At 71.9% G+C, this 15923-nt stretch carries 14 protein-coding genes; 5 read left to right on the top strand and 9 right to left on the bottom strand.

The features are described from left to right. Positions 1-82 precede the first annotated feature (82 nt). On the top strand, positions 83-859 hold the full coding sequence (locus AAG688_RS16490) for an AMP nucleosidase (protein ID WP_411833275.1): 777 nt from the start codon (positions 83-85) through the stop codon (positions 857-859). After that, positions 856-1419 (top strand): DUF924 family protein, encoded by a 564-nt coding sequence (locus tag AAG688_RS16485; RefSeq protein WP_411833274.1) that lies wholly within the window; start codon positions 856-858, stop codon positions 1417-1419. Before AAG688_RS16490 ends, AAG688_RS16485 begins: the two co-directional genes overlap by 4 nt. Here the strand turns inward: AAG688_RS16485 and AAG688_RS16480 are convergent. The 5 genes from AAG688_RS16480 to AAG688_RS16460 all read right to left on the bottom strand — a co-directional run bounded on the left by AAG688_RS16480 (position 1416) and on the right by AAG688_RS16460 (position 5472). Beyond that, positions 1416-1706, bottom strand: coding sequence for an addiction module antidote protein (locus AAG688_RS16480; RefSeq protein WP_411833273.1), 291 nt, complete (start codon positions 1704-1706; stop codon positions 1416-1418). The two genes, AAG688_RS16485 and AAG688_RS16480, sit on opposite strands and share 4 nt — an antisense overlap. 8 nt (positions 1707-1714) lie before the next feature. Beyond that, positions 1715-1966, bottom strand: coding sequence for a type II toxin-antitoxin system RelE/ParE family toxin (locus AAG688_RS16475; RefSeq protein ID WP_411833272.1), 252 nt, complete (start codon positions 1964-1966; stop codon positions 1715-1717). A 231-nt stretch (positions 1967-2197) separates the two neighbouring features. Then, positions 2198-3127 (bottom strand): Grx4 family monothiol glutaredoxin, encoded by a 930-nt coding sequence (grxD, locus tag AAG688_RS16470; protein ID WP_411833271.1) that lies wholly within the window; start codon positions 3125-3127, stop codon positions 2198-2200. Positions 3128-3254: 127 nt separating this feature from the next. Next, positions 3255-3911 (bottom strand): SGNH/GDSL hydrolase family protein, encoded by a 657-nt coding sequence (locus tag AAG688_RS16465; RefSeq protein ID WP_411833270.1) that lies wholly within the window; start codon positions 3909-3911, stop codon positions 3255-3257. A 292-nt stretch (positions 3912-4203) separates the two neighbouring features. Continuing rightward, the gene (locus AAG688_RS16460; RefSeq protein WP_411833269.1) at positions 4204-5472 is read right to left on the bottom strand and encodes an aminotransferase class I/II-fold pyridoxal phosphate-dependent enzyme; all 1269 of its coding nucleotides are present in this window, start codon (positions 5470-5472) and stop codon (positions 4204-4206) included. A gap of 94 nt (positions 5473-5566) precedes the next feature. Here AAG688_RS16460 and rsgA point away from each other — a divergent pair, with 94 nt between their 5' ends. The 3 genes from rsgA (at position 5567) to AAG688_RS16445 (ending at position 9372) form a co-directional block, all read left to right on the top strand. Next, positions 5567-6652, top strand: coding sequence for a ribosome small subunit-dependent GTPase A (rsgA, locus tag AAG688_RS16455; RefSeq protein WP_411833268.1), 1086 nt, complete (start codon positions 5567-5569; stop codon positions 6650-6652). 186 nt (positions 6653-6838) lie between these two features. Further along, on the top strand, positions 6839-8083 hold the full coding sequence (locus tag AAG688_RS16450) for a hypothetical protein (protein ID WP_411833267.1): 1245 nt from the start codon (positions 6839-6841) through the stop codon (positions 8081-8083). Positions 8084-8130: 47 nt separating this feature from the next. Beyond that, a complete protein-coding gene (locus AAG688_RS16445; RefSeq protein ID WP_411833266.1) occupies positions 8131-9372 on the top strand; it encodes a flavohemoglobin expression-modulating QEGLA motif protein in 1242 nt (413 codons plus the stop codon). Between the two features lie 334 nt (positions 9373-9706). Here the strand turns inward: AAG688_RS16445 and AAG688_RS16440 are convergent, their stop codons facing one another. From AAG688_RS16440 to AAG688_RS16425, 4 genes are all read right to left on the bottom strand, one after another. After that, positions 9707-12838 carry a diguanylate cyclase gene (locus AAG688_RS16440; RefSeq protein WP_411833265.1) on the bottom strand — a complete coding sequence of 1044 codons (3132 nt, stop codon included), beginning with the start codon at positions 12836-12838 and terminating at the stop codon, positions 9707-9709. A 249-nt stretch (positions 12839-13087) separates the two neighbouring features. After that, on the bottom strand, positions 13088-13483 hold the full coding sequence (locus AAG688_RS16435; RefSeq protein ID WP_411833264.1) for a RidA family protein: 396 nt from the start codon (positions 13481-13483) through the stop codon (positions 13088-13090). Between the two features lie 79 nt (positions 13484-13562). Next, positions 13563-15050, bottom strand: coding sequence for an N-acyl-D-amino-acid deacylase family protein (locus AAG688_RS16430; RefSeq protein WP_411833263.1), 1488 nt, complete (start codon positions 15048-15050; stop codon positions 13563-13565). After that, on the bottom strand, positions 15051-15914 hold the full coding sequence (locus AAG688_RS16425; RefSeq protein ID WP_411833262.1) for a MurR/RpiR family transcriptional regulator: 864 nt from the start codon (positions 15912-15914) through the stop codon (positions 15051-15053). Positions 15915-15923 lie beyond the last annotated feature (9 nt).

The following is a 15923-nucleotide window of genomic DNA, read 5'->3' as shown; positions in this document are numbered from 1 at the left end:
CCCGGCCGCGGGCCGGTTTGCCAAGTGCGCACCGGCATGCCCGTGACACAATGGCGCGCATGACGGCGCGTCGAGGAAGGCGATGAAAGACAAATCCGACATCGTCGGCAACTGGCTGCCGCGCTACACCGGCGTGCCGCTGGAGCAGTTCGGCGATCACGTCCTGCTGACCAACTTCGGCGGCTACCTCAACACTTTCTCGCAGCTCACCGGCGCGCCCATCGTCGGTCTGGACCGGCCGATGGCCAGCGCCACGTTCGATGGCATCACCATGATCAACTTCGGCATGGGCAGTCCCAACGCCGCCACGATGATGGACCTGCTGTCGGCGACCGCGCCCAAGGCGGTGCTGTTCCTCGGCAAGTGCGGCGGGCTCAAGCGCAAGAACCAGCTCGGCGACCTGGTGCTGCCGATCGCGGCCATCCGCGGCGAGGGCACCTCCAACGACTACCTGCCGCCGGAGGTGCCGGCGCTGCCGGCGTTCGCGCTGCAGCGCGCGGTCTCGACGATGATCCGCGACCTCGGCCACGACTACTGGACCGGCACCGTCTACACCACCAACCGCCGCGTGTGGGAGCACGACGTGGCGTTCAAGGAATACCTGCGCAAGCTGCGCTGCATGGCCATCGACATGGAGACGGCGACCATCTTCGCCGCCGGCTTCGCCAACCGCCTCCCGTGCGGCGCGCTGCTGCTGGTGTCGGACCAGCCGATGGTGCCGGAGGGCGTCAAGACCGAGGCCTCCGACGCCAGGGTCAGCTCGCAGTTCGTCGAGCAGCACATCCAGATCGGCATCGAGGCGCTGAAGCTGATCCGCCGCAACGGCAAGTCGGTGCGGCACCTGAGGTTCGACGAATGACGCAGGAGACGACGATGGACGGGATTGGCCCGCAGCAGGTAACCGGTTTCTGGCGCGAGGCCGGCTACGCCAGGTGGTTCAGCCGCGACGATGCCTTCGACGCGGCGTTCCGCCAGCGCTTCGGCGATGCGCACTTCCGCGCGGCGCGGCGCGAGCTGGAAGCGTGGATGGACGATGCCGAAGGCGCGCTGGCGCTGGTGCTGCTGCTGGACCAGTACCCGCGCAACTGCTTCCGCGGCAGCGCGCATTCCTACGCCACCGACGGCTTGGCGCGGCACTACGCGGCGCGCGCCGTCGAGGCCGGGTTCGACGCGCAGGTGGAGGCGGCGCTGAAGATCTTCTTCTACCTGCCGTTCGAGCATTCGGAGGACCTGGCCGACCAGCAGCGCTCGCTGGATCTGTTCGCCGCGCATGGCGACGCCGGCTACCTGCGTTACGCGCAGTTGCACTACGACCTCATCGTCCGCTTCGGCCGCTTCCCGCATCGCAACGAGGCGCTGGGACGCGCCTCCACCGAAGCCGAACTGGCCTATCTCGCTGGTGGAGGCTTCGCCGGCTAGGGGGCGGGCTGCACCGTAAGCTTGACGCCGAGTGCAGACACGACGCGCTGGATCGTGTCGAATCGCGGATGCGCATCGGAGCGCAGGGCGTTGTAAAGATTTTCGCGGCCGAGGCCGGAGGCCTTCGCGATTTCGGACATGCCGCGCGCGCGGGCGACGACATTCAGCGCATCCTGGAACTCGGTGGCGTTGCCGGACGCGAGTGCGTCGCCGAGATAGGCGGCAATCGCTTCGGGGGTGTCAAGGTATTCCGCCGAGTCGTAGGGGATGGTTTTCGTCTTTGCCATGATGGGTCTCACAGATTCGTCGCGAGTTTCTTTGCGGCCTTGATGTCGTGATCCTGCGTAGCCTTGTCGCCGCCGCACAGCAATACGATCAGGGCGTTGCCGCGCTTCACGAAATAGACCCGGTATCCGGGGCCATGATCGATGCGCAATTCCGAAACGCCTTCGCCGACCGGCTTCACATCGCCGAACAGCCCCCCGCGCAAGCGGTCGATGCGGCGCATGATGATCGCGGCGGCGGACTTGTCGCGCAGGTTAATCAACCAGTCGCGGAAGGTTTCGGTTTGTCGGACTTTCGATCATGGAGTTATTGTATCGAAATCGATACATGCCACAAGCAGGCTATCCAGAAGCCTGTTCCGCTGGATTGCCGTTTCAAGCCATCGACGCGATACGCGCCGTGTATCCAGGGTCGGCGCACATGCACTGCGCATGGAACGGCACGAGATGCCGGGGGCCGCAAGGAACAACGGCGCCTTGCGGCGCCGTCGTCTTCAGTACTTGGCGATGCTGCCGTCCACCTCGTCGGCCCAGGCGTTGATGCCGCCGGTGACGTTGTGGACGTTGTTGAAGCCGCGCGCGCGGAATTCCTCGGCGGCCTGCTGGCTGCGGCCGCCGCTGCGGCACAGGAAGGCCAGCGCGGTGTCCCTGGGCAGCGCTTCCAGCTCGGCGCGGCCGTCGCCGTCGAAGGTGCGGAAGGGCACCGCCACCGAGGCGACCGCGCGTTCGTCGGCCGGGCGCACGTCGACCAGCAGCACCTCGCCGGCGCGTACCCGGGCGTCGGCGTCCTTCGGCGACAGCGCTTGCACTGGCTTGGGCGCGTTGGGGTTGTCGATGGCCAGGCCCTTGCCGCGGATGTCGTCGACCCAGTCGATGGTGATGCCGTCTGCGCGGCGCGCGCTGGCCAGGTCGAACTGGATGCGCAGGCCGTTGGACTCGGCGGCGATCGCGTTGGGATCGTACTGGGCGAGCTGGAAGTTGGGCTGGAACTGCGCGTTGATCGACAGCGACAGCGCGGCCCCGGCGCCGGCGTCCTGCAGCGCGCCGCGCAGCATCTCGGCGGCGGCGGCGGTCACCGTGATCGCCGGCGGGGTGCGATCGGGCGCCTCCAGCCCGAGCAGGGTGGCCAGTTCGCCGGAATTGGTCATCTGCTCGATGATGTCGCTGCCGCCGATCAACTCGCCGTCGACGTAGAGCTGCGGGATGGTCGGCCAGTCGCCATAGGCCTTGATGCCCTCGCGGATCTCCTGGTCGGCCAGCACGTTGACGTGGGCGAAATCCACGCCCAGCGTGGACAGCGCGCCGACGGCCTTGGCCGAGAAACCGCACTGCGGCATGCCGGGCTGGCCTTTCATGAACAGCACCACGCGGCTGGATTGCAGGACGGATTCGATGCGGGAACGCAGGGCGGGATCGAGGGACATGAACGTCTACCGGAAGTCGGGAGGGGAAGTTTACGCCGCGCGGCGGGGGCGGACATGACCTGGATCAGGCGCCGGGCACGTCGCCGCCGATATGGGGCCGGGACAGCGCCGCCGCAAGTGGCGCGGCCTACGGCGCCGGCGCGTCGTGCAGCAGCGCGCGCGCCACCGGCAGCGCCTGCGCGGTCCACAGCGCGTACATCGCCGCCGACGGGTGCAGGCCGTCGTCGGCCAGCATCGCCGCCTGCCCGCCGTGCGCACGGCTGGCCGGAGTGATGTCGACGAAGGCCACGTGCTGGCGGCGGCAGGCTTGCCGCGCGGTGGCGTTGAAGGCGTCGATGGCCTGCGCGGTCGCCTGCGCGTCGCGGCCCTGCCGCCGCGCGAACGGGGTCACGCCCCAGTCGGGGATCGACAGCACCAGCACCCGGCCGGCGCGCTCGCCGGCGAAGCCGATTGCGCGCCGCAGCAGCGCTTCGAACTGGCCGGCGTACTCGTCCAGGTTGCGGCCGCGGTACTGGTTGTTGACGCCGATCAGCAGGCTGACGAAATCGTGCCCGCCCAGCGGTTCCTGCGCGGTGATCGCCGCGTCCAGCTCGTCGGTGGTCCAGCCGGTGGTGGCGATGATGCGCGGGTCGGCCAGCGGCACGCCCCCGGCGCGCAGCGCGCGGGCCAGTTGCACGGGCCAGCGGCCGGCTTCATCGATGCCCTCGCCGATGGTGTAGGAATCGCCCAGCGCCAAGTAGCGCAGTTCGGTGGCCAGGGCGGTGGTGTGCGCGGTGGTGGTCATGGCGCCATGATGCCCTCATCGGCCCCCTGTGGGAGCGACGTCAGTCGCGACCGGGGATCTGGAAGCACCTGCCTCGAAGTCGTTACGGGGAGATGCCGAGGATGGCCGGCGTGCAGCCAAGGCGCGCAAGGTGCCCTCATCCGTCCCTTCGGGACACTTTCTCCCGCAAGCGGGAGAAGGGAACGCGGGCAACCGGGTGGCCGATGCTGTGCCGGAATCCGGAGACCTGGCTTTCTCCGGTCGCGACTGACATCGCTCCCACATCCGCATCGCACATCTCCCACGGATGGGACTATGCGGCGGCGGGCCGCGACTTCGACGTGATCGGCACCACCTTGGTCGCCGCTTCGGCGCGGCGCGACAGCGCGCGGTCGATGCGGGCGAACACCTCGCGCATCGTCGCCGCCTCCGGCAGCAGGGTGACGCGGAAGTGGTGGCGGTAGGGCACGTTGAAGCTGGAGCCGGGCACGACCAGCACGCCTTCCTCCTCCATCAGTTCCAGCGCGAAGGCGTGGTCGTCGAAGCCCTTGGCCGCATCGCCGACCACCGCCGGGAACGCGTACAGCGCGCCGGCCGGGGCGACCAGTTCCAGGTGCTCGCTGGCTTCGCAGGCCTCGATCACCGCGCGGCGGGTTTCGTACAGGCGGCCGCCCGGCGCGCACAGCGCCGAAATGGTGTCCGGGCCGTTCACCGCCGCCTCGATCGCGTACTGGCCGGGCACGTTGGCGCACAGGCGCAGCGCGCTCAGCAGGTCCATCGCGTGCAGCAGGTCGCGCACCCCCTCGCCGTGGCCGGACAGCAGCGACCAGCCGACCCGCCAGCCGCAGGCGCGGTGCACCTTGCTCATGCCGCCGAAGGTGATGCACGGCACCTGGCCGGCCAGCGGCGCGACCGGCTCGAAGCGCGCGCCGTCGTACAGCACCTGGTCGTAGATCTCGTCGACCATCAGCAGCAGGTCGTGGCGCGCGGCGATGGCGACGATGCGCTCGAGCAGTTCGCGCGGGTAGGTCGCGCCGGTCGGGTTGTTGGGGTTGATCAGCACGATCGCGCGGGTGCGCGAGGAAACCAACTGCTCGATCTCGCTCGCGTCGGGCAGGAAGTCGTTGTCGGGATCGCAGCGGTAGTAGACCGGGCGGCCGTCGTTGAGGATGGTCGCGGCCGACCACAGCGGGTAGTCCGGCGAGGGCACCAGCACCTCGTCGCCCGGGTTGAGCAGCGCGCGCAGCGACAGGTCGATCAGTTCGCTGACGCCGTTGCCGACGAACACCCGGTCGGCGTGCGCGTCGGGCGCGCCGCGGCGCGCGTAGGCGGCGGCGATGGCCTCGCGCGCGGCCGGCAGGCCCTGCTGGTGGGTGTAGGGATCGGTGTGATCGATGTCGCCGATGATCGCCTTCTGCAGGTGCTCCGGCGCGCGGAAGCCGAACGCGCCGGGATTGCCGATGTTGAGCTTGATCAGCTTGCGGCCCTGGTTCTCCAGCTCGCGGGCTCGGCGCGCCAGTTCTCCGCGGATCTCGTAGCGGACTTCGGACAGGCGTTCGCGGGTCTTGAGCGGGGAGGACATGGCGGCCGGCGGCGGGCGGGAAAAGGCCCCAGAGCTTAGCGGAAAACCCGCATCGTCGCGGACCAGCGGCCGGCGCGGGATAGAATCGCCCCCCATGACCTCCGCCTCCCCGCCCCAGCCCGATCCCGGCGCCCTGCGCGCGATCGGCTGGCCCTACGCCGGCGAGGCGGAGGATCCGGCCTGGCGCGCGCTGCTGGCGGCGCATCCGCGCGCGCGGCCGGCGCGGGTGATCGAGCAGCACCGCTCCGGCTACGTGGTCGCCGACGGCCCGGACAGCGCGCTGCGCGCCGAATCGCTGCCGGAATGGCAGCGGCCGCGCTTCCCCGCGCACGAGCGGCCGGCGGTCGGCGACTGGGTGCTGCTGGAAGGCGCGCGCATCGTCGCCGCGCTGCCGCGCCACACCGGCGTCAAGCGCGGCGCGGCCGGCGAGCACTACCACCAGCAGGTCATCGCCGCCAACATCGACACGGTGTTCATCGTCAGCGGGCTGGACGCCGACTTCAATCCGCGCCGGATCGAGCGCTACCTGCTGCTGGCCGGCAGCGGCGGCGCGCAGCCGGTGGTGGTGCTGACCAAGGCCGATCGCACCCCGCTGGCCGACGAGGCGGTGGCGGCACTGGCCGACGTCGCCCGCGACGCGCCGGTGCTGGCGCTCAACGCGCGCGATCCCGAAAGCGTGGCGGCGCTGGCGCCGTGGCTGGGCCCCGGCCGCACGGTGGTGCTGGTCGGCTCCTCCGGCGCCGGCAAGTCCACCCTGACCAACACGCTGCTGGGCGACGAGCGCATGCGCACCGGCGCGGTGCGCGAGCGCGACGATCGCGGCCGCCACACCACCACCTTCCGCGCGCTGCTGACGCTGCCCTCGGGCGCCTGCATCATCGACACGCCCGGCATGCGCGAACTCAAGCCGACCGGCGAGGAGGATCTGGCCGAGGGCGGCTTCGACGACGTCGAGGCGCTGGCGGCGCAGTGCCGCTTCCGCGACTGCGCGCACCAGCGCGAGCCCGGCTGCGCGGTGCGCGCGGCGATCGAGCGCGGCGAGCTGGACGAGGATCGCTTCGCCAACTACCTCAAGCTGCGCGACGAGGTCGGCGCGGCGGCCGGCAAGCTGGCGCAGCGGCAGGCGCAGAACGCCGACGCGCGCGGGCCGGGCAAGGCACCGCACAGGCGGCGGCACTGACGCATCATCGTGTCGCCGGCAGCGGCCTCTGCTGGCTGAGGCAGCCGGTTCCCTGTCTGCCTGTCCCTGTGGGAGCGAGGTGAGTCGCGACCGGAGTTCCCACGTCGCGACTGACGTCGCTCCCACAAGGGAGGGTGGTTTGGTGGCTTCACCCGCCATCGCGGCGGGCTGCGGCAGGATGGCGCGATGGAAGAATGTCCGCGTCCATCACGACGCCATCGCTGGGCCGCGCTGCTGCTCGGCGCGTGGCCGGCGCTGGCGGCCGCGTCGGCGTCGCCGGCATGCATCGAAGCGCTGCTGCGCGAACTGGGTTGGCGCATCGAGCCGGCAGCCGAAGTGGCGGACATGCACGTCGGCCAGCCCTGCACGCGCGCCTCGCTCGCCGACGCGCACGCGGCCGGGGATCTGCGCCTGCTGCTGCCGGCGGACATCGATGCCGAGGGGCGCGAGGCCGCGCTGCGGCAGGCGCTGGCCAGCGAAGGCACGCTATGCGCCTACCTGTTCGCGCTCGGCGACAGCACGCGCCGGGCGACCGCGCGGCTGCAGGACAATCCGGGCTACCGCTTCAGCGCGCTGCAACTGGGCTGGATCGGGTTCGGGCCGGGCGGCGCGCGGGCGCAGGGCTGGCGGCGCTTCCGCAGCTTCGGCCGCGGCTACGAGCCGGCGGGCAGCAACGCGCGCGCGCTCGACGCCTTCTACAGCGGCCGGGTGCGCTCGGAATGCGGCGTCGGCCGCCAGGTCGCGCAGCTGGCGACCCAGCGCGAACTGTACGGCGATGACGGCTTCGATGCCGAGTTCGACGCCGGCGAACTTTCCATCGGCACCTTCCTGACCCTGCACGGCACCGACAGCATCCTGCTCGGCCGCAACGCCGGCGAGTTCCTCGCCGACGGCAAGGCCGCGCGCACGGCGGCGATGGGGCGGCAGGCGTTCATGGGCGCGCCGGGCGCGATCGTGCACGCCTACGATCGCATCCTGCTCGACGACGTGCACAACCAGGCCGAGAACTTCGTCGTCGCCGACGTCGACGAGGCGGCGGCGCGGGCGCTGGAGGAACACGGCGGCCTGGCCCACTACGACCGCCTCAACCAGCGCATCTGGTCGCTGGCGCGCGAGATGCGCCGCGGCGACCCGCCCGACTTCCTCGCGCTGCTGCACGATCGCGACGAGGCCGCGCGCGCGGCGCTGGACGAGGCCGATCGCGCGCGCGTGGCGCAACTGGACGCGCTGCTGGCCGATCCGTTCTACACCGGCTTCCGCGTCTACGTGCACCGGCAGGGCGTGCGGCCGATCGGCTACCACGTCGTGCGCCTGCTGGATCTCAACCCGCGCACGCCGTACACGGTCGAGCTGATGCTGCACAACCTGCACACCACGCTGTACCGGCGCTGGATCGAACACCGCCTGCGCCGCTGCGCGGCCAGCGACTGAAAGCGCCTTCGCTTGCCACCCTCGCGCCGCTGCGGCATAGATAGCCGATGACGGCCGCCGACCCCGACCTCGCCCACCACGCCGCGCTGGACCGCCGGCTGGTCCGCGCCGCGCGCGGGATCAAGCTGCTGACCCTGGCGAGCTGGCCGGCCTCGGTGCAGCAGATCTTCATGGACAAGCTGGCGCGCGGCGTGCGCGAACTGCCGCGGGTGGAATACCCGCCGCAGGACTTCGCCGCGGCGCGGCGCGAACTGGCGGCGGTGGCGCGGGCGGCCGACGTCGTGCATCCGCTGGGCCGCTACCTGCGCGAATCGGCGCGCAGCTGGGACATCGCCGCGCAACTGCTGGAGTCGCTGGGCAGCGCGGCGGTGACGACCCATTCGATCGCCTTGTTCGGCCAGCCCGGCGAGCGCCTGCCCGGCGGCCCGACCGCGCGCGAGGCGGCCCGCCACTTCATCGACATCGCCAACGAGCTGGACCGCGAACTGCTCGCGCCGTCGGAGCAGGTGCCGGTCTCGGCGACCTCGATGCAGCTGCAGCTGCAGTCGGACCTGGACGGTTTCTTCGGCGGCCGGGTGGTCGAGGTGGCGCTGGATCCGGCGCTGGTCGCCAAGGCTGCCGCCGGCGCCACCCGCATCCGCCTGCGCCAGGGCGCGGCGTTCAGCGACTACGATCGCCGCCAGCTGTTCCACCACGAGGCGCTGGTGCATTCGCTGACCGCGCTCAACGGCCGCGAGCAGGTGCAGCTGCCCAGCCTGTCGCTGGCCTCGCCGCGGGTGACCGAGACGCAGGAAGGGCTGGCCACCTTCGCCGAGCAGATCACCGGCAGCATCGACATCGAGCGGATGAAGCGCATCAGCCTGCGCATCGAGGCGGTGGCGATGGCCCTGCAGGGCGCCGATTTCCTGCAGGTGTTCGACTACTTCATCGACGCCGGGCAGAACCCGGCGGAGAGCTTCTCGTCGGCGCAGCGCATCTTCCGCGGCGTGCCGCTGACCGGCGGGGCGGCGTTCACCAAGGACACGGTGTACCTGCGTGGGCTGGTCGGCGTGCACACGTTCTTCCGCCGCGCGCTGCACCAAGACCGGCTGCGGCTGGGGCGCTGGCTGTTCGCCGGCAAGATGACGCTGGAGGACGTGGAGGCGTTCGCGCCGCTGTTCGAGGCCGGGACGTTGGCACCGCCGCGCTGGCTGCCGCCGTGGATCGCGCGCGCCAGCGGGTTGGCGGGGATGCTGGCGTTCTCGTTGTTCGCCAATCGCATCCGGTTGGATGTGTTGACCGACAAATAGGGCGGGCGAGCGGAACAAGCTCCGCTCTACAGGCATGCGAGGTTGTAGAGCCGAGCTTGCTCGGCTGCGGTGATGGTCAAGGCTGGCGGGCGAGCGGAGCGAGCTCCGCTCTACAGGCATGCAGGGTGTAGAGCCGAGCTTGCTCGGCTGCGGTGATGGTCAAGACGGGCGGGCGAGCGGAGCAAGCTCCGCTCTACAGGCATGCGGGGTGTAGAGCCGAGCTTGCTCGGCTGCGTTGATGGTCAAGGCGGACGGGCGAGCGGAGCAAGCTCCGCTCTACAGGCCTGTGGGGTTGTAGAGCCGAGCTTGCTCGGCTCCGGGAGTTCAAGGTTCTTCAGCGCACGAACGCCGGCGTTTCCACGGTGGAATGCAGCACCCGCACCGCCGGCGCCGGCAGCGCGGCTGGCATCGCGCCGGCCAGCAGCGCCATCAGGCTGTCGCGGTCCAGGCCGCTGTCGGGCACCAGCCCGATCCAGGCGTTCTTGCCGGCGGCCTTGGCCGCGTACATGCAGCGGTCGGCCAGTTCCACGCTCTGCTCCCAGTCGCCCAGCGCCGGCCACTGCGTCGAGAACGGCCAGGGCGCGAAACCGACCGAGCAGGTCAGCGGCAGCGCGTGGCCCTGTTCCAGTTCCAGCGGCGTGGCGGCGATGGCGTCGCGGATGCGCTCGGCCAGCGCGGCGGCGTCCTCGTCGCGGCTCAGCCAGGCCACCAGCAGGAACTCCTCGCCGCCCCAGCGCACCACCAGGTCGCTTTCGCGCGCCAGCAGCCGCAGGCGGTCGGCGAACTGCACCAGCACCTGGTCGCCGGCGTGGTGGCCGTACTGATCGTTGACACGCTTGAAGTTGTCGATGTCGATCATGAAGAACACCAGGTGCCGCCCGGGCGCGGCGGCGGCCTGCCCGCGCAGCGCGCCGGACGCGCGCTGCAGCCAGTCCTGCAGGTCGCGGCGGTTGGACACCCGGGTCAGCGGATCCAGGCGGGTGGCGACGTCCAGTTGCGCGATGCTCTGCATCAGCTGGCGATTGGCCTGCTCCAGCTGCGCGGTGCGCTCGGCGACGGTGCGGTTGAGCAGTTCGACCTGCGCGCGCTCGCGATGCACGGCCCAGCGCACCCGCAGCGCCAGCCACGCACCCAGCGCCAGCAGCAGCAGCGCGTAGCCGGCATAGGCCAGCGGGTGCCGCCAGGCCGGCGGCCGCATGGTGATGGCCAGCACGCGCGACTCGCCGTAGCGGCCGTCGCGGCCGGCGGCCTGCACCTCCAGCCGGTAGCGCCCGGGGTCGAGGTTGCTGACCGAGAACTCGGTGCGCGCGGCATGCGGGTACACCCAGCCCTCGTGCAGGCCGTGGACGCGGTAGCGCAGCCGCGCCGCCGCCGGCGCGGTGAAGTCGATCGCGGTCATCGCGATCGAGAACACGGTGTCGCGCGGTTCCAGGACGATGTGCTCGGCGTAGACCAGGTCGGTTTCGGCATCGGCATCGGCATCGGCGTCGGGGCCGTTGTCGCGGATGCGGCTGAGCACGCGCAGCGCGGTCAGCACCGGTTGCGCCGGCGCGCTGTGCGCTTCCAGCCCGCGCGGGTCGATCATGTCCAGGCCCTGGGTGCCGCCGAAGTAGAGCAGGCCGCCCTGGTCGCGGTAGCTGGAGCTGCTGTTGTATTCCTGGTTGCGCAGGCCGTCGCGGCGGCCGACGTTCTGGACGATGCCGCTGGCCGGGTCGAGCACGCTCAGGCCGTTGTTGGTGCTCATCCACAGCCGGCCGGCGTGGTCGGGCAGGATGGCGTAGACCACGTTGTTGGACAGGCCGTCGCGATCGGTGATCGCGGTCGAGCGGCCCTGTTCCAGATCGATCCGGAACAGGCCGCCGGAGAAGCTGCCCGCCCACAGCGTCGCGCCGTCCGCGTGCAGCGGCCAGATCGACTTGTGGAGGCCGGTGCCGGCCGGCTCGTATGGCTCGGCCACGCCGCCCGGCGGCAGTCGCCACAGGCCCGAGGCGTTGGTCGCCAGCCACAGCGTGCCGTCGGCCGTGCGCAGCAGCGAGGTCACCCATTGCCCGCGCAGCGGCCGCAGCGCCGGCTCGTCGACGGGGCGGCCGTGGCGCAGCCGCGCCGGCCCGCCGCGGGTGCCGACCCAGACGCCGTCGTCCTCGACCAGCAGGTGGTCGATGCGCGGGTCCGGCAGTCCCTCGATCGCCTGCGTGCGCCCGTCCGCATGCAGCCGCCATAGTCCGCTCTGGGTGCCGATCCACCAGCCGCCCTCGTTCGCCGCGGCCACCGCGCGCACCGAGCGGCCATTGAAGGGCGCGACCGCCCGCCAGGGCGCCTCCGCGCCGTCGCGCGCCATCAGGCCGTTGTCGGTGCCGATCAGCAGGCGCGGGCCTTGCCGCCAGATCGCGCGCAGGCTGCGGCTGGGCCAGGTCGGCGCGGCGCCGACCGTATCCAGGTCGTGGCGGATCGCCGTGGACAGCGGCCGCACCCGGTACAGGCCTGAGGTGTAGGTGCCGATCCACAGCGAGCCGGAGCGGCCCTGGTACAGCTGGGTGATGGCGCTGTCCGGCGGGCGATCGAAGCGCAGGCGCCGCGGTGGCGCGGTGCCGACGGCCGCCACCTCGGCCACCGTGCCGTCGCTGAATCCGGCCAGGATGCGCTCGTCGCGCGTCCGCGCCAGCGCGGTCAGTTCCGCCTCGGCCGGCGCCAGCGCGGCGGCGGCGATGGCGCGCCGCGACCGGCCCTGATCGTCGAGCAGGCGCAGCCCGTCGCGCCGGGTCGCCAGCCACAGCCCTTCGTCGCCGGCCTGCAGGGCGATGCAGTCCTGGCCGTGATCGCCGGGAATCGGATCCAGCCGCTCGCCGCCGACGGCCCACAGCCGGCAGCGGGCGTCCAGCGCCACCGGCTGCCTTCGCGCCGCCGACCAGGCCAGGCCGACAATCGGCGCGGTGCGACCAAGGTTGCGCGCCCGGCCCATCGTGGCGTCGACGTGATCGACGCCGGCCTGGGTGCCGAGCCAGGCGCCGCCGGCCGGATCGACGAGCACGCGCGTCACGCGGGTGTGCGACAGGCCCTGGTCCGGGGTCAGCCGCCAGCGCTTCCAGCTCGGCAGGTGCAGCACCTCGGCGCCGGCGTCGTTGCTGCCCAGCCACATCAGGCCGCGCTCCGGATCGAAGGCCAGGCTCTCGATGCTGCTGCTGAGCAGGTCGCCCGGCGCGCGGTGCTGCGGATCCGGCGAGCGCCGGTAGGCGTTGAAGCGATGGCCGTCGAAGCGGTTGAGCCCTTCCTGGGTGGCGACCCAGAGGAAGCCGCGGTCGTCGCCGCTCATCGCGTTGATGCTCAGCTGCGACAGTCCGCTGTCGAGATCGTAGTGCTCCAGGCTCAGCATCGGTGCCGGTGCCGGTGCCGGTGCCGGTGCCGACGCCGCGGCCGCGCCACCGGCGGTGAGCAGGCAGGCCAGCAGCAACCGGCCTGTCCACGGCATGCCGCGCTTGCGCCGGGGCGGCGGAGGGCGAGCGGGAACAGGCAGGGGACGGGGGTTCACGGAAGCGATGGCGGCCACTCTTGCACGGATTGAAGATCCGGACGTGATGGACTGCAAGCAAACCACGTGCCGTGACGCACAGGATCGTGGCGACGGGGCTGCGGGCCTCTTGCCCGGGGCCGCCGCGCCGGCGTGGCGACGCCGGCGGTCATGCATGGACGCGCAGGGTCACCTCCGGCCGTGGGTCGGTCAGCGCGGCGGGCGCTTGTAGGCGATGCAGTCCACCTCGACCTTGCAGTCCACCACCATCCGGTTCTCCACGCAGGCGCGCGCCGGCGGATGCTCGCCGAAGTAGTGCCTGAACACCGCGTTGAACGCGGCGAAGTCGCGCGCGTCGTCCAGCCACACGCCGCAGCGCACCACGTGCTCGGGGCCGTCGCCGGCCTCGGCCAGGATCGCCAGCAGGTTGCCGATGGCCACGTGCGCCTGCTCGGTCACGGTGCCGCCGACCAGCTCGCCGTCGCGCATCGGCACCTGCCCGGACACGTGCAGCCAGCCATCGGCCTCGACCGCGCGCGAGAACGGCATGTGCTGCCGGCCCTGGCCGACGCCGCCCTCGGCGCCGTATCGCTTGATGTCGCTCATGGGTTTTCCTGCTACGCATGGAGGTTTCAAGGCCCCTCTCCCAGTGGGAGAGGGGTTGGGGGAGAGGGTGCGGGCACCCTCATCCGCACTTTGGGCACCTTCTCCCGGGGGGAGAAGGAAAGGCAGGCTCGGCCAGCGCCGCTTCGGGCGCGATGAAGCGGCCGGCGCGCGCGAGCACGGTGTTGCCGTCGTAGGCCAGTTGCCCGTTGACCCACACCGCGTCGATGCCCTCGGCCGCTCGCACCGGATCCTGGAAGCTGGCGGTGTCGCGCACGCGCGCCGGATCGAACAGCACCAGATCGGCGCACCCGCCCGGGCGGATGCAGCCGCGCGCGCCCAGCGCGAACCGCGCCGCCGGCAGCCCGGTCATCTTGTGCACGGCGGTGTGCAGCGGGAACAGCTTCTGGTCGCGCGCGTAGTGGCCGAGCACGCGCGGGAACGTGCCCCACAGGCGCGGGTGCGGGCGCGGGTCGCGCGGCAGCCCGTCCGAGCCGATCATCGTCAGCGGATGGGCCAGGATGCGGCGCACGTCGGCCTCGTCCATGCCGTGGTAGACCGCGCCGGCCGGCATCAGCCGGCGCGCGGCCTCGTGCAGGTCCAGGCCCCAGCCGGCGGCGATGTCGGCCAGCAGCCGGCCGCCCTGGTCCGGATGCGGATCCGACCAGGTGATCAGGATGTCGTGGCGGTCGGTGACCTGCCTGGGGTCCAGCGTCGAGGAACTGGCCGCGTACGGATAGCAGTCGCAGGCCACGTCGTGATTGCGCGCGGCCGCCTCCAGCGTCGCCAGCACCTCGGCGCTGCGGCCCCAGTTGTCGTTGCCGGCGCACTTCAGGTGCGACACCCGCACCGGCGCGCCGCTGTGGCGGCCGACCGCGAACGCCTCCTCCAGCGCCGGCACGATGCCGGCGAACTCGTCGCGCAGGTGGGTGGCGTACAGCCGCCCGCGCGGCAGTTCGCGCGACAGCGCCAGCACCTCGCTGTCCGGCGCGGCGAACGCCGAGGCGTAGGCCAGCCCGGTGCTCAGGCCCAGCGCGCCCTCGGCCAGCGCGTCGCGCAGCTGCGCGCGCATCGCGGCGATCTCGTCCGCGCGCGCCGGCCGGTCCAGCCGGTCCATCTGGTTGTGGCGCAGCGCGGTGTGGCCGACCAGCGCGGCGACGTTGACCGCCGGCCGCGCCGCCTCGACCGCGGCGCGGTAGTCGGCGAAGCGCGGATAGGCGAACTCGCCGTCCTCGCCGAGCAGGTTCATCGGATCCGGCACCGCGCGCCCCGGCGCCACCGGGCTGGCGCTGATGCCGCAGTTGCCGACCACCACCGTGGTCACCCCCTGCGACAGCTTGCTGGGCATGGCCGGGTTGCGGATGACTTCCAGGTCGTCGTGGGTATGTACGTCGATGAAGCCGGGCGCCAGCGCGCGGCCGCCGGCCTCGATCACCACCGCCGCCGCGCGCGGATCCAGCGCGCCGATGGCGGCGATGCGGCCGCCCAGCACCGCCACGTCGCCGTCGCGCGGCGGCGCGTCGCCGCCGTCGAATACCCGCGCGCCGCGGATCAGCAGGTCGAAGGCCACTCAGTCCCCCAGCGGCAGGCGGTTGTCGCCGCCGCGGTGGGTGTCCAGCGCCAGCTTGATGCGGCGCAGGCGCTCGCGGTTGTCGCCGGCCTGGTGCAGCGCCAGCGTGGTGGCGAGGATGTCGATGGCCAGCATCACCGCGTAGCGCGAGGCGGTGGGCTTGAACACGAAGTCGGTCTCGTCGATGACGATCGGCAGCAGCCAGTCGGCGCGCTCGGCCAGCGGCGTGCCGGCGCGGGTGATCGCGATCACTTTCGCGCCGTAGCCGCGGGCGATGTCGATCGCGGCCAGCAGCTCGGCGGTCAGGCCGCTGATCGACAGCGCCACGATCGCGTCCCGCGAGTCGAGCGTGGCGGCGATCATCTGCATCGCCAGCGCGTCGCTGCACGCGCTGATCGGCCGGCCCAGGCGCATCAGCCGGTTCTGCATCTCGATGCCGAACACCGTCGAGGCGCCGCCCAGGCCGAAGACATGGATCATCCGCGCGCCGGCCAGCGCTTCGGCCGCGCCCTGCACCACCGGCTCCTGCAGGCCGCCGAGGTTGCGCCGCAGCGCGGCCTCGATATCGGTGCAGATCTGCGCGTACAGCGCCGACACCGGCGGCGCGTCGCGCTCGTCGAGGAAGCGCTTGCCGACCGCGCCGGCCTCGGCCAGGCGTGCGCGCAGTTCGCGCACGTTGTCGCAGCCCAGCACCTTGGCGAAGCGCGAGATCGCCGCCACGCTGGTCTGCGCGCGCTCGGCCAACTCGCTGATGCCCAGTTGGGCGGCGGCCGGCACGTCGGCCAGGATCGCGTCGGCGATGCGCTGCTCGACCGGGCTCAGTTCGTCGCGGCGCTGCCGCAGTTGGTAGACGATGTCGAACATCGGTTCGCT

Origin of the sequence: Pseudoxanthomonas mexicana (genome assembly GCF_046736355.1) — a bacterium.
Lineage (GTDB): Bacteria > Pseudomonadota > Gammaproteobacteria > Xanthomonadales > Xanthomonadaceae > Pseudoxanthomonas_A > Pseudoxanthomonas_A mexicana_B.
Note: the sequence above shows the minus strand (reverse complement) of the source record. Positions and strands in the feature narration are given on the sequence as shown.